The organism is Embleya scabrispora DSM 41855 (assembly GCF_000372745.1).
GTDB classification, from domain to species: Bacteria; Actinomycetota; Actinomycetes; order Streptomycetales; family Streptomycetaceae; genus Embleya; species Embleya scabrispora.
The window spans coordinates 48165-64909 of the sequence record NZ_KB889676.1; the positions used below are offsets into that span (position 1 = coordinate 48165).

Sequence of the window (16745 nt, forward strand, 5' to 3'; positions counted from 1 at the left end):
CGCGCGGCGCGAAGGTGGCGTGGTGACCATGGCGGAGCCGAAGACGACCGGCTCGCCGACGCCGGACGAACCACTGCTGCGGGCCACCGACCTGCGGGTGCACCTGGACACCCCGCGCGGGCTGCTCAAGGCGGTGGACGGGGTCTCCTTCAGCATCGAACGCGGCGAAACACTCGGCCTGGTCGGCGAGTCCGGCTCGGGCAAGTCGATGCTCGTGCGCTCGCTGATGGGCATCTGCCCCTCGATCGCCGACATCCACGGCAGCGTGCGCCTGGACGGCCGCGAACTGGTCGGCGTACCGCGCAAGGAGGCCCGCACGATCTGGGGCAACCGGATCGCGATGGTCTTCCAGGACCCGATGACCTCGCTCAACCCGGTACTGCGGATCGACCGGCAACTCACCGAGTCGATGCGACTGCACCTGGGCATGGGCAAGAAGGAGGCCGGCGAGCGCGCGATCGAACTGCTCACGCTGGTCGGCATCCCCGAACCGGTCAAGCGCGCCCGGCAGTACCCGCACCAGCTCTCCGGCGGCATGCGCCAGCGGGTGACCATCGCGATGGCGCTCGCGTGCGACCCCGACGTGCTGATCGCGGACGAGGCCACCACCGCGCTGGACGTGACCGTACAGCGGCAGATCCTCGACCTGCTCCAGGAGATCCAGGCCGAACGCGGCATGGGCATGATCCTGGTCAGCCACGACCTGGGCGTGGTGGCCGGGCGGACCGACCAGATCGCCGTGATGTACGCCGGTCGGATGGTCGAACACTCGCCCACCGCCGACCTGTTCGCGCACCGTCGGCACCGCTACACCGAGGCCCTGCTGGGCGCCGTGCCGCGCCTGGACGTGCCGCGCGACCAGCGCCCGCGGGCGATCCCGGGCGCACCGCCGGACCTGGTCACGCTCAAGTCCGGCTGCGCGTTCGCGGCCCGCTGCACGGCGGCGGACGACCTGTGTCGCGAGGAGCGACCCGAGCTCGGCGACGAACTCGGCGCACATCGGTTCGCCTGCCATCACCCCGTCGGCGAGGACGTCGCCGCCGTCGAGGGTGTCGAAAGCGGGCAGCCGTCCCTGATGAAGGAGGCCACCGCATGACCGCCGACGGCACCACGCCGGGCGCGCTCGCCTTGGACGACAAGCCCGCCGCCGAGACCTCGACCGGCACCGACCCGCTGCTCACGGTCACCGACCTGGTCCAGCGCTTCCGGGTCCCCGGCGGAATGATGAACGCGGTCGCGGGCGTGAGCTTCGAGCTCGGGCGCGGCCGCACGCTGGGTCTGGTCGGCGAGTCCGGCTGCGGCAAGTCGACGCTGGCCCGGGCCATCCTGCAGTTGACCAAGCCGTCCGAGGGCTCGGTCCGGTTCGACGGGCAGGAACTGACCACCCTGCCCAAGGCCGGTCTGCGCACGATGCGTCGGCGGATCCAGATGGTGTTCCAGGACCCCATCTCGGCGCTGAACCCGCGCCGGAAGATCTTCGACATCGTCGCCGAAGGGCTGGTCATCTCCGGCATGTCGGCCGAGGAGATCCGCCCGCGCGTGGAGGCGGTGCTGCGCCAGGTGGGCCTGGACCCGGAGTTGGTCTCGGACCGGCGTCCGCACCAGTTCTCCGGCGGCCAGTGCCAGCGGATCGCCATCGCCCGGGCCATGGTGGTCGATCCCGACCTGCTGATCTGCGACGAGCCGGTGGCGTCCCTGGACGTGTCGGTGCAGGCGCAGGTGCTGGACCTGCTCGACGAGATGAAGACCCGCACCGGCGTGTCGATGATCTTCGTCGCGCACGACCTCGCGGTGGTGCGCAACATCAGCGACGACGTCGCGGTGATGTACCTGGGCACCATCGCCGAGACCGGCGACACCGCGGCGATCTACGACACGCCCGCGCACCCGTACACCCGGGCCCTGCTCGACGCGGTGCCCGCACCCGACCCCGCGGCGGCGCCGGCCGGTCCCTCGCTCAAGGGCGAGATCCCCTCGCCGATGAACCCGCCCAGTGGCTGCCGGTTCCGCACCCGCTGCCCGATCGCGCGCGAGGAGTGCGCGGCGCACGTGCCGACGCTGCGCGAGATCGCGCCGGGTCACCGGGTCGCGTGCCACTTCCCGCTGGTGGGCGAGGCCGCGGTGTTCGAGCAGACCACCCCGGCCGTCGCGGTCGAGTCGAAGGTCGAGGCGGACGCCGAACCGAAGCCCACAGCCGAGGCGGACACCGAACCGGCGGCCGAGACGGACGCCGAACCGAAGGCCACAGCCGAGGCGGACGCCGAATCGAAGGCCGCAGCCGAGGCCGAGACCGAGCCGGCGGCCGAGGCCGAGCCGAAGGTCGAATCCGAGCCGGTACCCGCGGCCGAGCCGAAGGCCGACGCCGAGCCGAAGCCCGCGGCCACCGAGCAGGGCTGACCACCGACAGCGACGCGGTACGGCCGACCCCGGCCGTACCGCGTCGCTGTGCGTACACGCACGTGTCCGGCTCCGCCGTATGGGGGTCGAATCGGGCATCCCGTCGACGATGCGACACGTGTCGAGTTGTAGCCTCACGGCGCTGACCGCGCTCGTCGCGCGGCATCCGGCCATCGGCCGGCCTGCTCCATGCTTGAGGACGTTTTCTGTGGCACACGCACGACCTTTCGCCCTTCGGGCACGCCGTCGCACCGCCGCCGTCATCGCGGCGATCGGTCTGCTGGCCGCGGCCGGCTGCGGCTCCGAGTCCGGTGAGGCCCCCAGCGCGGTGGGCACCCCCCGAGCCGGCGGTTCGCTCGACATCCTGGCCACCGCCGAGGCCCGCAGCCTCGACCCCTTCCTGCCCTCCTACGCCGCTCAGGCGGACGGAAACCGGATGGCGGCCCTGTACGACAGCCTGGTCTGGACGAACCCCGTCACCGGCTCCGTGCAGCCGCAATTGGCCGAGAGCCTGAGCCCGGTGGACGGCAGCGGCAACAAGATCTGGAGCCTGCGGCTGCGGCCCAACCTCAAGTTCACCGACGGCACGGTCTTCGATGCCGCGGCGGTCAAGATCAACTGGGACACGCACGCGGTGCCCACCACCAAGTCGCGACAGCGGGACGCGACGGTGGGCATGAAGAGCCAGATCGGCGCCGACGCGCTGGAGTTGCGGATCATCCTGGACAAGCCGAACGGCAACTTCGACCGCCTGGTCGCGCGCAGCCTGTCCTTCATCGCCTCGCCCAAGGCGATTGCCGAGGGCGTCGACAAGCTGACCGAACACCCGGTGGGCGCGGGCCCGTTCATGCTGCGCCAGGGCGACTGGGTCAAGGGCGACCACCTGACCCTGGTGAAGAACCCGAACTACTGGCAGGGCCCGGCCAAGCCGTATCTGGACAGCATCACCTTCCGCTCCGAGTCCAGTGGCAGCGCGGCGGTCGACAAGGTCAAGAAGGGCAAGGCCGACGTCGCCAACGTCAGCGACGCGTTCACCCTCAAGGCGGCGCGCGACGCGGGCATCGGCATCGAGTCGCTCGCGCTCTCCGGCGGCCAGTTGCTCAGCTTCGACACCTCCGGCGGCCCCACCGCCAACCCCGAGGTGCGGCGCGCGATCGTGCTGGCGCTGAGCAGCGAAGAGATCAACAGGCGCGTGTTCGGCGGCGCGGGCACCCCCGCGCGCGGCATCTTCAACCAGGCCACCGCGTTGGCCAACCCGCAGTTGTCCGCACCGGAGAACAAGCCGAAGCAGGCCGCGGAGTTGTTCGCCAAGGTGACCGACAACGGCGCCAAGCCGATGCGGCTCAAGTTCTTCGCGCCCAAGAGCGGCGCGATCGACGAGCTCGGCCGGTACATGAAGGAAACGCTGGAGAAGTATCCCGGAGTCGGGGTCGACGTGGAGACCGCCGACCTGTCCGAGTTCGTCAAGCGCTCCAACCTGGCCGAGGCGTTCGACGTCAAGGTCAGCCAGTTGCTGGCCGACGACCCCGAGCCGGTGTTGTACCAGTACCTGCACAAGGGCAGCCCGAGCAACTGCTGCTTCTACGGCGACGACGTGGTGGACCGGGCGCTCGACGACGCCCGCAACACCACCGACCCGGCCCGCCGCCGGGCCGCCTACACCCAGCTCCAGCTCCAGTTGGACCGGGACATGCCGCTGTGGGTCTACCAGGAGGCGGTCGTGGCGGGCGTGTTCCACTCCGGGGTGACCGGTGTGCAACTGTCCAACGACGGCATCTTCCTCTTCGATCGCATCGGCAAAAAGGGCTGACTGGTCATCAGAAGTACAACGGTGACCCGATCTTGATGGACCAGATCGCCGGAAGGCAGTAGAAAGGGACGGCACCCTTACCAGTCGGTTCGTGGAGGCCGGGAATCACCCGTGGTGATTCCCGGCCTTCACGTGTCTCGTCCAGGGGTCGCAGACACTCGAGCAGCACGCACCACCGCACGACAGCACAGCCGCACGGACGCACCACCATGCTCCACCCGGGGCGCCGTCGCCCTCTCCCCCCGAGTCGGCCGACGTACCCCGGCACCAAGCACGTCCGCCGCCCGGCCACAGACGCCCGGACGGTCCGTCAGGTGAAGGTTGGCCCTGCAGTGACTCGTACTTCCCTGTTGTCCCTTCGAACCACGCGCCACACCCGTCCCCGGCGCCGAATAGCCGTGCTGGTCGTCGCGACCGCACTGGCCACCGTCCTCGCCGGTTGCGGAAAAGACGACGACACCAAGCCGTCCGCCGCGGGTACGCCCAAGCAGGGCGGCTCACTCACGATGAGCCTCCCGGGCGACTCCACCAGCCTGGACCCCTTCTCCACGTCGTATGTCAACGTCGCCGACGGCAGTCGCATGTCGGCGCTCTACGACTCGCTGGTGTGGACGGATCCCAGCACCGGCAGCATTCGCCCGCAGATCGCCGAGTCGCTGGCGATCAACGGCCCCAAAGCCGACACGTGGCGACTAAAGATCCGCCCGAACGTGAAATTCAGCGACGGCACGGTGTTCGACGCCGAGGCCGTCCGGTTCAACTGGGACCGCCACAAGGACCCCAAGGTCGGTTCCTTCCAGCGGGGTGCGGCGAGCGTCATCCTCTCGCTCAGCGTCAGCGACCCGCTCACCCTGGACATCAAACTGGTCAGCGAGAACGCGAACTTCGACCACCTGGTCACCCGCAACCTCTCCTACATCGCCTCGCCCACCGCGCTGCGGGCCAGCCCCACCGGGATCGGCGACAAGCCGGTCGGCGCGGGCCCGTACAAGCTGGTCAAGTGGGAGCGCGGGGTCAAGCAGACCTACACCCGCAACCCCGACTACTGGCAGCTGGACAAGGGTCTGCCGCATCTGGACAACCTGACCATCACGGTGGACACCGATGTCAACCACTCGGTCGGCGCGGTCGACGACGGCAAGACCGACCTCACCGTCGCGGTGGACCCGCTCGCCGTGGCGCAGGCCGAGGAGAAGAAGCTGGGCGTGACGCGCATCGGCCTCAACGGTGGCCAGATGGTCGTGTTCAACCTGAACGTCGCGCCGTTCAAGGACCTGCGGGCGCGTCGGGCCTTCGTCTACGCGTTCAACGGGATCGACATCAACCAGAAGTTCTTCGGCGGCAAGGGCACCCCCGCCAAGGGCATCTTCGCCGCCTCGTCACCGGTGGCCAACATCCAGCTCGCGGCGTCGGAGAACGATCCCAAGCGGGCCAAGGAGCTCTTCGACGACGTGACGGCGGGCGGCACCAAGCCGATCAAGTTCACCTACTGGGTTCCCCAGGCCCCCGCCTCGATCCGGGTCGCGGAGTACATGAAGCAGGTACTCAACACCTACCCCGGCGTCCAGATGGAGGTCAAGGTCGTCGACATCGCGACCTATGTCCGGACCGTCCGCGGCGGCACCACCGAATGGGCGGCGGCTCTCGGGCAGCAATGGATCGACGACCCGGAGCCGGGCATCTACGATCTCCTGCACAGCAAGAGCATGCCGAACAACAGCAGTTACGAGAACGCGACGGTCGACACCGCGCTCGAGGACGCGCGCAGGACGACCGACCCCGCCCAGCGACGTGACGCGTACACGCGTGTACAGCTGCAGGTGAACAAGGACATGCCGTTCTGGGTCTACCAGGAAGCGGTCACCGCCGCGGTCTACAGCCCCAGGATCACCGGCATCCAACTGGCCAACGACGGTGTCGTCCTGTGGGACCGGATCGGCACGACCGGCTAGTCGATCGACTCGTCCCGCCCGGGATCCGTGATCCCGGGCGGGACACCCCGCCGTACCCGGGGCCGGCGAGCGAACGCATTCGGTTCCGCCGCGCGACTCGCGCGGGCCATCGCTCCACAGCGCTACCGCACTTCCGGAACGACTGCACGACTGCACCGACGCACGAGGCACGTTCGAACCCCACAGTGATAGGTAGGTAGGCCGGCAGTGGTACTCCACCCCAAGTCACCCCTACGACGACCACCGTGTCGCGGCGTGCGCCGCCGACTCTCCCTCGCCCTCGCGCTGGCCGCCGCCACGGTGCTGGCGACGGCCGGCTGCGGCCTGGGCTCGTCCGACTCGGGCGGCTCGACCGGCGAACCCGAGCACGGCGGTTCGGTGACGATCCTGATGCCCGGTGAGGAGCGTGGACTCGATCCGTTCACCGCGTCCTACTCCAGCGTGGCCGACTCGAACCGGTTGTCCGCCCTGTACGACGTCCTGGTCTGGACCGATCCGAGCACGGGCGGGGTACGCCCCAAGCTGGCCGAGTCGTTGGTCTCCGACCAGAGCGCGCGGATCTGGACCCTGACCCTGCGCCCCGACGTGCGCTTCAGCGACGGGAGTCCGCTGGACGCGGGCACGGTCAAGGCCAACTGGGAGGCGCATCGCGACCCCACGGTGCGATCGCTGGTCGGCGGTCCGCTGCGCGGCGTGCAGCTGAGCGAGCTCGGCCCGCTCCAGCTGCGCATCGAACTCCCAGCCTCCAACGCCAACTTCGACCACACCATCGCGCGCAACCTCTCCTTCGTCGCACCCCGACGGCTGGTGGAAACGCCCGAGGGTCGCTTCGAGCTCAAGCACGCGCCGGTCGGCGCTGGCCCGTTCAAGGTGAAGAACTGGGAACCGGGCAGGGAACTCCGGCTGGAGCGCAACCCCCTGTACTGGCAGCGGAATCGGCCCTACCTCGACGAGGTGGTCTTCCGGGTGGACAAGGACGTCGAGGGCGGCAACAAGGCGATCCACGCCAAGCGGGCCGACCTCACCCTGAGCACGGACCCACAGAGCATCGCGCAGGCCCGCGCGGACGGACTGGTCGCCGAGGACGCTCGGCTCAACGGCGGATTGATGATCGCCTTCAACGTGCGCAAGGGACCTTTCCAGAATCCGAACGCCCGCCGGGCGACGGCATTGGCGCTCAGCAGCACCGAGATCAGTCGGCGCTTCTACGGCGGTCGGGGCGAATCGCCGCGCGGCATCTTCGACAGCACGTCCCCGCTCGCGAACGTCAACCTGGCCGCGCCGGAGAACCGGCCCGAGGAGGCTCGCGCGCTGTTCGCGCAGGTCACCAACAACGGGAAGAAACCGTTCGTCTTCCGCTATCTGGTGCCGGACAGCGCCAAGATGCGCGCCACCGCCGACTACATCCGGCAGACCCTGGAGGGATATCCGGGCGTGAACGTGATCGTCGAGGTCACCGACATGGCCTCGCTGGTGACCCGATTGGCGGGCAACGACTTCGACGCCACCGTCTGTCAGCTGTGGGCCGACGACGTGGAGCCGACGATCTACCAATTCCTGTACAGCAAGGCCGGTTTGAGCAACATCACCGGCTACGCGAACGACGTCGTGGACACCGCCCTGGAGGACGGTCGGCGATCCACCGACGCCGGCTCGCGGCGCGATGCCTACACCCGGCTGCAGAACCAGGTCAACCGCGATCTGCCGTTCTGGGTCTACTCGTCGGCGGTGATCGGCGCGGTGCATCGGACCGATCTGGTCGGGATCCAGCTCTACAACGACGGCCTGATCCACTTCGACGCCATCGGGCGGCGCTGATGAGCGGCTGACCCCACAAACCCGGCCGGGTGGCGTGCGCGGCGTCGAGATCGTTGTGCCGCGAACGCCGCCCGGTCGTGCACCACCGCACCACCACACCCGGTCCGAACGGGGACCGGGTGTGCCTTGTGACAACGGAGGAGTCACATGAGCAAGCACCTCGGCAACAACGCACGAAAGCGCGCGGCGGCCATCGCCGGCGTATCGGCTCTGGCGCTGATCCTCGCCGCGTGTGGCGGCGGGGACGACGCCGCCGGCGGCAAGGCCGACCCGAACGCGTCGGCGGGCGCCAAGAAGGGCGGCAACCTGACCCTTCTGACGGTGTCCGACGCCCGCAGCATGACGCCGTTCAACGCGTCGTACGCGGCGGTCACCGACCTCAACCGCATGCTCGCGGTCTACGACGCGTTGTTCTACGTGGACAACACGCAGAACAAGGTCCTGCCGCAGATCGGCGAGAGTCTCAAGAGTGACGACGGCGGCAAGGTCTGGACGCTCAAGGTCAAGCCGAACGTCAAGTTCAGCGACGGCACCGCGCTGGACGCCGCCGCGGTCAAGTTCAACTGGGAGATGCACGCCAAGCCGGAGGTGCTCAGCCAGCACCGCCCGGCCGCGAGCGGCCTCGGCCTGGAGGTGGTCGACCCGCTGACGCTGAAGATCACCCTGCCGATGCTGAACGCGAACTTCGACCGCACGGTGGCCACGGAGCTGTCCTATATCGAGTCGCCCAAGCAGTACGCGATCGACCCGAAGGGTGAAAAGCCGGTCGGCGCGGGCCCGTTCGTGCTCAAGACCTGGACCCGGGACAGCCAGATGGTGTTCGAGAAGAACCCGAACTACTGGCAGGGCGCGGACAAGCCGTACCTGGACACACTGACCATCAAGGTGGTCAACGACGTCAAGCAGCAGGTCGACACGATCAAGGCCGGCGGCGCCGACATCACCTTCACGATCGACCCGCAGAAGACCAAGGCCGCGCAGGAAGGGGGCCTGGGCGTCACCCCGTTCACCCTCGACGGCGGCCAGATGATCGTCTTCAACACCTCGACGGCGCCGTTCGACGACCCGCGCGCCCGGCGTGCGGTGGCGCTCGCGCTCGACCCGGCCGACCTGAACCAGAAGATGTACGCGGGCACGGCGACCCCGGCCAAGAGCATCTTCCACAGCGGCAAGACCTTCACCGACCCCACCGCCGTGCAGCCGAGCCCGAACAAGGTCGAGGCGCAGAAGCTGTTCGACGAACTCGCAGCCGAGGGCAAGCCGGTCAAGTTCAACTACCTGGTCCCGGAGAACCCGACCTCCAACGCGACCTCCGAGTACACCATGACCGCGCTCAACGCGTTCAAGAACGTCGAGGTCAAGCTCGACAAGGCCGAGGTCGCCAGCTACTACCTGCGACTGACGGTGCAGAAGAACTTCACCGCCGCGCTGTACCAGATCTGGTCCAGCGACCCGGAACCGGTGCTGTTCAACAGCCTGTTCTCGCAGACCCCGTTGAACTTCACCGGCTACAAGAGCCAGGAGGCGGACGCGGCGCTGATCAAGGGCCGCTCCACCACCGACGAGGCGGCGCGCAAGGCCGCGTACGCGGACCTGCAGAAGGCGCTCGTCAAGGATCTGCCGATGCTCGCCTACCAGGAGGCGGTCACCAACATCATCTCCGGCCCGCGGGCCGTGGGTGTGGTCGGCGTCCAGGACGGCGGCATGTTGATGGACCGGGTCGGCCTGAAGTAGTCCGGCACCGGGTCCGGATCATCCCCGGCTGATCCGACGCACCGTCACCATCCGTGTTCGGGAGGCTCGTTCGCCAGGTGCGGACGGGCTTCCCGGCCGGCCCGCGACCGCCGGGGGCGCGGGCATCCGACACGATTCGACGACTGTCTGTAACGATGTAACAGATCGGCTTACAGTACGTGCAAGTTGCGCCGAGTGGTCCTACGGTGTGCCGCACGCAGTACCGATTCGCTGTTCCCGCTCCACGCTCATGGCTCCCGGCACCAGTTGTGTTGTTCCCCGGCGGAGGTGGCAAGAACGTTGTCTGCACGACGCACGACCGCACGTCGCACGACCCTCGTTTCGATGATGGTGGTTCTCGGCATCACCGCCACCGCGTGTGGCGGTTCGGACGACTCCGGATCCACGGGCGGCGGCAAACAGTCGACCGTCCAGGGCGAGGCCAAGGCCGGCGGCAGCATGACCATGCTGGCCGTACAGGACTCCGCCTCGCTCGACCCGTTCAAGGCCGCGTCCGTCGCGGTGGCCGACGAGCCGCGTCTGGCCGCCCTGTACGACCCGCTGTTCTACATCGACGCCGCGGACAACTCGGTCAAGGCCCACCTCGGTGAGAGCCTGGCCACCGCGGACAACGGCAAGACCTGGCAGCTCAAGCTCCGTCCTGGGGTCAAGTTCTCCGACGGCACGCCGCTCGACGCACAAGCGGTCAAGTTCAACTGGGACATGCACGCCAAGGCGGAGACCCAGTCCCAGCATCGCCAGATAGCCGCCGGACTGACCAGCAAGGTGGTCGACCCGACCACCCTGGAGGTCACCCCGCTGGGCATGCCGAACGCCCAACTGGACCGCGCGATCGCCATCGACCTGACCTACATCGCCTCGCCCGCCTCGCTGGCCAAGGGTCCGGACGAGTACCGCAACAAGCCGGTGGGCGCGGGACCGTTCAAGCTGGAGAGCTGGACGCGCGGCAGCCAACAGGTCTACGTCAAGAACGAGAACTACTGGCAGAAGGACAAGGGCCTGCCCAAGCTGGACAAGCTGACGATCAAGAACGTGCCGGACGTCAAGCAGCAGTACAACACCGTCAACAGCGGTGGCGCGGACGTCTTCCTGAGCTCCGACAACGCCACCATCTCGCAGGCGGAAAAGGCGATCGGCGTCGTCCAGCGTTCGGTCGACGGCGGCCAGATGATCCAGTTCAACATGACCAAGCCGCCGTTCGACGACCTGCGGGCGCGCCAGGCGATCACCCTCGCCCTCGACCCGGCCGGCATCCCCAAGACGCTGTCCAACGGCTACGTGCCCGCGAAGGGCTACTTCGCCCAGAAGTCGCCGTTCTTCGACCCGGCGAACGTGCAGGCGAACCCCGACAAGGCCAAGGCCAAGCAGCTCTTCGACGACTTGGAGCGCGAGGGCAAGAAGGTCGAGTTCACCTACCTCCTGCCGCAGAACCCGTCCTCGGTCAAGGTCGCCGAGTGGATGCAGACCCAGCTGGCCGAGTACAAGAACGTCTCGATGAAGCTGGAGCCGCTGGAGATCGGCGCGTACATCGAGAAGTACGCACTGCGCAAGGACTTCCAGGCGATGCTCTTCCAGCAGTGGCTGGTCGACCCCGAACCGCTGGCCTTCAACAACTGGTTCTCCAAGAGCCCGACCAACTTCGTCGGCTGGAACAACCCGGCCGTGGACGGCGCGCTGGTGGCCGGCCGCAGCTCGACCGACCCGGCGGCCCGCAAGGCGGCCTATTCGGACCTGATGAAGGCGATGGTCGCCGATCTGCCGCTGTGGACGTACGCCGAGTCCTCGATCGGGGTGCTGTTCAACAAGAAGGTCACCGGCGTCGTGCAGTACAACACCGGCGTCTTCTTCATGGACCGGATCGGGCTGAAGTAGCCCGCCGCCGGCGCCGTTCGGCCCCCGCCCGTCACGCGCGGGCGGGGGCCGACGCGCGTCACGCGGTCGGGAACGGCGCCTCGGGCAGCTCGCGGGCCACCCGGGCGGCCAGTTCGCCCACCGCCGGATCGTCCGGGAAACGCCCGGCCAGCGCCTCGACGGTGCGCCGCAGTCGCACGATCAGCCGCTCCGAGCGCACCCGGAAGGCGATCTCCAGGGCCGCCGTGGCCTGCTCGACCGCGCCGGCCGGGTCGTGCTCGATCAGGAACACCGTGGCCAGCCCCACGTGCGCGAGCGCGAGACTGCGCACGAACTCGCCGGTGCCCAGCAACAGCCGTACGCTCTCGCTCAGCCGCTCCTTCGCCGGCGTCACGAACGCCGGTCGGGTATAGGCGAGATCGCGATAGGCGTGGCCGCTCTCGGCGAGTAGTTCGGCCCGGTTGAAGTAGCGGATCCAATCCGGCTCGGCCTGCGGCCGGCTGTCCGCCAACGCCTGTTCGGCCAGTCCCAGTGCGCGTCGACATCGATGCGCGTCACCCAGCGCGCCGTACGCGCGTCCCTCCAGCGCGTACAACATCGCCTGGAGCCCGGCCCCGCCGGTGTCCCGGCTGCCGTACTGGGCCAGGTGGATCAACTCCAGTGCGTCCTCGGCCAACTCGTAGTGGATCATCTGCCGGGACATCACCCCGAGCACGTTGGCCCCGAACGGCGCGTCGTCGCACTCCTTCGCCGCGTGCAGGGCGAGCACCATGTACTTCTGCGCCCCCGGCTGCAGGCCGGTGTCGTAGGACATCCACCCGGCGAGCAGCGCGAGTTCGGCGGTCAGCCCGAGCAGCCGGGCCCGCACGGCGGGTGCGTGCGTCTCGCGCAACAGGTCGGTGAGCGCGTTGAGTTGACCGATCACCGCCTTGCGTCGCAGCCCACCGCCGCCCTGCATGTCCCAACGCCGGAACAGCCGGACCGACTCGTGCAGATGCCCGGTCGCGGACGCCGGCAGCCGCGACCGGCGCACGTCGGAGCCGATGCCGATATCCATGCCCGTGCCGGTGCCGGGCGCGATCAACCCAGCCGGCGTCGCGGGCAGCGGCGACGCCCAGCGCTGGAGCGGCTCGACCAGGTCGCGACCGGCCGCCAGACGCAGCGATGGGCCGACGAACTCCTGTCGGCCGAGCAGCAGATCGCCGCGGGTGTACTCGCCGAGGATCTCGACCACCGTCTCGAAGGTCCAGGGCAGGTCCACGCCGAAGTCGCCGTGCGGCTCGTCCGGCTCACGCAGGCCCAGTTCGTCGATGCTGACCACGCGACCGAACCGTCGGGTGAACAACTCGGCCAGGATTCGCGGTATCGGCTCGCGCGGCTGCTCGCCGTCCAGCCAGCGGCGTACCCGGGAGGTGTCGGTGCTGACGTGCGGGGCGGACATCGCCCGCGCGTGCCGGTTCACCTGACGGGCCAACTCGCCCTTGGACCATCCACTGCGGGCGAACCACGCGGAGAGCCGGTCATTGGGCTGCCGCCCGCCGTCCGGCTCGTGATCGTCCGCGGACCCGCCGTCCCGCGCTCGCGTCGTAGCCACCGCATCGCCCCCATGCCCTCAGCGGTCCGGCCGGTCAGGCGTCGGGCCCCGATGGGAACCGTACGCGCAGGCCCGTTCGCCGAACGTATTCCGACTCGCCCGCAGGCGTCGGTCGATGCGGCAAACGCCAGGCTTCGCCACCCCACGCGCCCGGGACGCGCCACGGGGGAGGCCGCGTTTGACTGATCGGCGACACAGTGCCGACGACGGCTGCCGGTCCCGTTCATATCGCGCGAACCACACAGCCGTCGATATTACTCACTGCGGTCACAGCGTAACCAAACGTGATGAGCACCGTTGGGGAGGACATGGACATCATGCTCGGATCGCGCCGGCGTACGCGGGCCGCACTGTGGCAGGCGGTGGCCGAGTTCGCGGAGGAACGCGGCTGGCCGGTGGCCCAGGGCGCGCACCTGGTACGCGACGGACGCGGCACCCACTGCTCGTGCGGCCGTGTCACGTGTGCCGCGCCGGGCATGCACCCGGCGGACCCGCGCTGGTCGGAGCGGGCCACCGCGTCGCCGGCCGCGGTGCGTTACCTGTGGTCGCAATGGCCGGACAGCACGATCGTGGTGCCCACCGGTCGGGTCTTCGACGCGATCAGCGTGCCGCGCCAGGCGGGCACCCGGGCTCTCGTCCGGTTGGAGCGGATGGGCACCCCGCTGGGCCCGGTCCTGGCCACGCCGACCGGGCGGGTCGTGTTCCTGGTCGCGCCCGGCGCGGCGGCCGAACTGCCCCATCTGCTCTACCAGATGGGTTGGGACGACGCCGAGTTGGACCTGCGCTGCCACGGCGAGGGCGACTACGTGTTCGGGCCACCGTCGCCGATGGGCCTGCTCGGCCCGGTGGAGTGGATCCGCCCGCCCGAGAGCGGCGACGCCGCGCTCCCGGAGGCCCGCCTGCTCCTGGGCACCCTGGCCTACGCGTGCCATCGCAGGGGCGCCTCCTCGACCGGCCGAGGACTGTGGCTGGCCTCCTGAGCCGGGCGCGGCCGGCACGCTGAAAAACGCCGGACGGGCCGTGTCGGCCCGTCCGGCGTTCGAGAGCGACCCTTCGGTCCCCGATCAGTCCTCAGTCCCCGATCAGCGCGTCCACGAACGCGGACGGCTCGAACGGCGCCAGGTCGTCCGGCCCCTCGCCGAGGCCGATCAGCTTGACCGGCACACCCAGCTCGCGCTGTACCGAGACCACGATGCCGCCCTTGGCGGTGCCGTCGAGCTTGGTCAGCACGATGCCGGTGATGTCCACCACCTCGGCGAACACCCGGGCCTGGACCAGGCCGTTCTGACCGGTGGTGGCGTCGAGCACGAGCAGTACCTCGTCCACCGGGCCGTGCTTCTCCACCACCCGCTTGACCTTGCCCAGCTCGTCCATCAGGCCGGTCTTGGTGTGCAGCCGGCCGGCGGTGTCCACGAGCACCGTGTCCACGCCCTCGGCGATGCCCTCCTTGACCGCGTCGAACGCGACGCTGGCCGGGTCGCCCGCCTCCGGCCCGCGCACCGTGTGGGCGCCGACCCGCTCGCCCCACGTCTGCAACTGGTCGGCGGCGGCGGCGCGGAAGGTGTCCGCGGCGCCCAGCACCACACTGCGGCCGTCGGCGACGAGCACCCGGGCGAGCTTGCCGGTCGTGGTGGTCTTGCCGGTGCCGTTGACGCCGACCACGAGCACCACGGCCGGTCGGTCGCCGTTCTCTCCGCCGGTGTGCCGGGCGGTCTTGAGGGTGCGGTCCAGGTCGGGGCCGATCAGGGTGAGCAGTTCTTCGTGCAGCAGCGCCCGCAGTTCGGCGGGAGTACGGGTGCCCAGCACCTTGACCCGGGTCCGGAGGCGGTCGACCAGCTCCTGCGTGGACGCGACGCCGACATCGGCGGTCAGCAGGGTGTCCTCGATCTCCTCCCAGGTGTCCTCGTCCAGGTGCTCACGCGCGAGCAGCGCCAACAGGCCCTTGCCGAACGTGGTCTGCGACCGGGCCAGCCGGGCACGCAGCCGGACCAACCGCCCGGCCGTGGGCTCGGGGACCTCCAGCGGGACGAGTTCCGGCTCGGCCGGCACGACGACCGACGTTTCCGGCAGATCGACCGTGTCGATGGTGCGCCGGGGCGCTTCGACGGGCGGGGCGGCCTCGTCGCCGACACCCGGCTCGACCGGTGTGCGCGGCGGCGCCGGCGGCACGCCCTTGCGGCGCGAGCCGACCACGAACCAGCCGGCGGCGCCGAGGGCGACGAGGGCAATGACGACGATCAGGATCACAGTCTCCATAGGACCTCCAGTCTCCCAGACGGCCCGGCGCCGAACCTCGACCGCCCGCTCTCGGCGGGTCCGAACCCGGCCGCCCGCCCGTGACCCGGAGACCGTTGAATCCTGACACTGCGTCAGATAGCTTGCCCATGCCAAGGGCCGTCCGGCAGATGACACGTGTCCGAGACGGCTTCGGCCCGACCCGGAAGGTGCTCACGCTCCATGGCTGTCACGAATCTGCGGTTCAACCAGGTCCTCCCCGGTCTCGACCGGCAGGAGATGTCCGCGCGCTACCGGGCCACCGTCGAGATGGCGGCCTTCGCGGACAAGAACGGGTTCGACATGATCAGCCTGGAGGAGCACCACGGCGCGGACAACGCGTGGAGCCCTTCCCCGCTGAGCACCGCAGGCGCGATCTTCGGCGCCACCGAGCGGATCGGCGTGATCGTCTGCGCACTGCTCGCCCCGCTGTACGACCCGATCCGGCTCGCCGAGGACATCGCCGTCCTGGACAACATCAGCGGCGGCCGACTCTCCCTCGTCGCGGGCCTGGGCTACCGGCCCGAGGAGTACGCGGCGCTGGGCAAGGACTGGAAGCGGCGCGGGAAGATCCAGGACGAGGTGCTGGAGACGCTGCTCAAGGCGTGGACCGGCGAGCCGTTCGAATACCGCGGCACCACCGTCCGGGTCACCCCCAAGCCGTTCACCGACCCGCACCCGATGGTCATGGTCGGTGGCACCGCCAAGGCGTCCGTGCGCCGCGCGGTCCGCCTGCGGCTGCCGTTCTACGCCGCGGCCCCGATTCCGGAGCTGGAGCAGTACTACTACGAGCTCGCGGCCGAGGAAGGTTTCGAGGGCGGCTTCGCGATCCTGCCGCCGGTCAAGACCCGGATGATCTTCTGCACCGAGGACCCGGACAAGGCGTGGGCCGAGTACGGCGAGTACTTCCTGCACGAGGCCACCACGTACGCCGGCTGGCAGACGCCCGACATAGCCTCGGTGGTCGAGTCCTCGGCCACCACCGTCGCCGCGCTGCGCGAGGAGGGCATCTACTGCTGCCTCACCCCCGACGAGTGCGTCGAGATCGGCCAAAACGGCGGCCTGACCGACGCACTGATCCTGCACCCGCTGGTCGGCGGTCTGCCGATCGACGCGGGCTGGGCCAGCCTGCAGCTGTTCAACGACAAGGTCATGCCGCGCAACGTGCCGGCGGGGTGACACAGCACCGAGTGGCACAACGACTCGGTGACCCGCCGGCCCGGTGACCCGGCCGGCTCGCGAGCGGCGGCGGCGGCGGTCACACCCTCGACTCGACCGGGGTGTGACCGCCGTC

General features: G+C 69.5%; 11 protein-coding genes. 9 read left to right on the forward strand and 2 right to left on the reverse strand.

Annotation, left to right across the window (positions count from 1 at the left end):
• Positions 1–28 precede the first annotated feature (28 nt).
• The 7 genes from A3IC_RS0127315 (at position 29) to A3IC_RS0127345 (ending at position 11604) form a co-directional block, all read left to right on the forward strand.
• The gene (locus A3IC_RS0127315; protein WP_052173827.1) at positions 29–1096 is read left to right on the forward strand and encodes an ABC transporter ATP-binding protein; all 1068 of its coding nucleotides are present in this window, start codon (positions 29–31) and stop codon (positions 1094–1096) included.
• Complete coding sequence (locus tag A3IC_RS56830; RefSeq protein WP_020553253.1) at positions 1093–2397, forward strand: ABC transporter ATP-binding protein; 1305 nt, start codon at positions 1093–1095, stop codon at positions 2395–2397. Before A3IC_RS0127315 ends, A3IC_RS56830 begins: the two co-directional genes overlap by 4 nt.
• 208 nt (positions 2398–2605) lie before the next feature.
• On the forward strand, positions 2606–4207 hold the full coding sequence (locus A3IC_RS0127325) for an ABC transporter substrate-binding protein (RefSeq protein ID WP_020553254.1): 1602 nt from the start codon (positions 2606–2608) through the stop codon (positions 4205–4207).
• Between the two features lie 332 nt (positions 4208–4539).
• The gene (locus A3IC_RS0127330; protein WP_158696116.1) at positions 4540–6159 is read left to right on the forward strand and encodes an ABC transporter substrate-binding protein; all 1620 of its coding nucleotides are present in this window, start codon (positions 4540–4542) and stop codon (positions 6157–6159) included.
• Between the two features lie 255 nt (positions 6160–6414).
• Positions 6415–7977 (forward strand): ABC transporter substrate-binding protein, encoded by a 1563-nt coding sequence (locus tag A3IC_RS0127335; protein ID WP_020553256.1) that lies wholly within the window; start codon positions 6415–6417, stop codon positions 7975–7977.
• A 147-nt stretch (positions 7978–8124) separates the two neighbouring features.
• Positions 8125–9711 carry an ABC transporter substrate-binding protein gene (locus A3IC_RS0127340; protein WP_020553257.1) on the forward strand — a complete coding sequence of 529 codons (1587 nt, stop codon included), beginning with the start codon at positions 8125–8127 and terminating at the stop codon, positions 9709–9711.
• Between the two features lie 345 nt (positions 9712–10056).
• Positions 10057–11604, forward strand: a complete 1548-nt coding sequence (locus A3IC_RS0127345) for an ABC transporter substrate-binding protein (RefSeq protein WP_026218804.1) — start codon at positions 10057–10059, stop codon at positions 11602–11604.
• Positions 11605–11662: 58 nt separating this feature from the next.
• Here the strand turns inward: A3IC_RS0127345 and A3IC_RS0127350 are convergent, their stop codons facing one another.
• Positions 11663–13177 (reverse strand): NsdA family TPR-like regulatory protein, encoded by a 1515-nt coding sequence (locus A3IC_RS0127350; RefSeq protein WP_020553259.1) that lies wholly within the window; start codon positions 13175–13177, stop codon positions 11663–11665.
• Between the two features lie 287 nt (positions 13178–13464).
• On the opposite strand from A3IC_RS0127350, the gene A3IC_RS0127355 reads away from it, so the two are divergent.
• The gene (locus tag A3IC_RS0127355) at positions 13465–14157 is read left to right on the forward strand and encodes a bifunctional DNA primase/polymerase (protein ID WP_020553260.1); all 693 of its coding nucleotides are present in this window, start codon (positions 13465–13467) and stop codon (positions 14155–14157) included.
• Between the two features lie 91 nt (positions 14158–14248).
• On the opposite strand, the gene ftsY is transcribed toward A3IC_RS0127355, so the two are convergent.
• A complete protein-coding gene (ftsY, locus tag A3IC_RS0127360) occupies positions 14249–15433 on the reverse strand; it encodes a signal recognition particle-docking protein FtsY (protein ID WP_020553261.1) in 1185 nt (394 codons plus the stop codon).
• Positions 15434–15634: 201 nt separating this feature from the next.
• Here ftsY and A3IC_RS0127365 point away from each other — a divergent pair, with 201 nt between their 5' ends.
• Positions 15635–16630, forward strand: coding sequence for an LLM class flavin-dependent oxidoreductase (locus A3IC_RS0127365; RefSeq protein ID WP_020553262.1), 996 nt, complete (start codon positions 15635–15637; stop codon positions 16628–16630).
• Positions 16631–16745 lie beyond the last annotated feature (115 nt).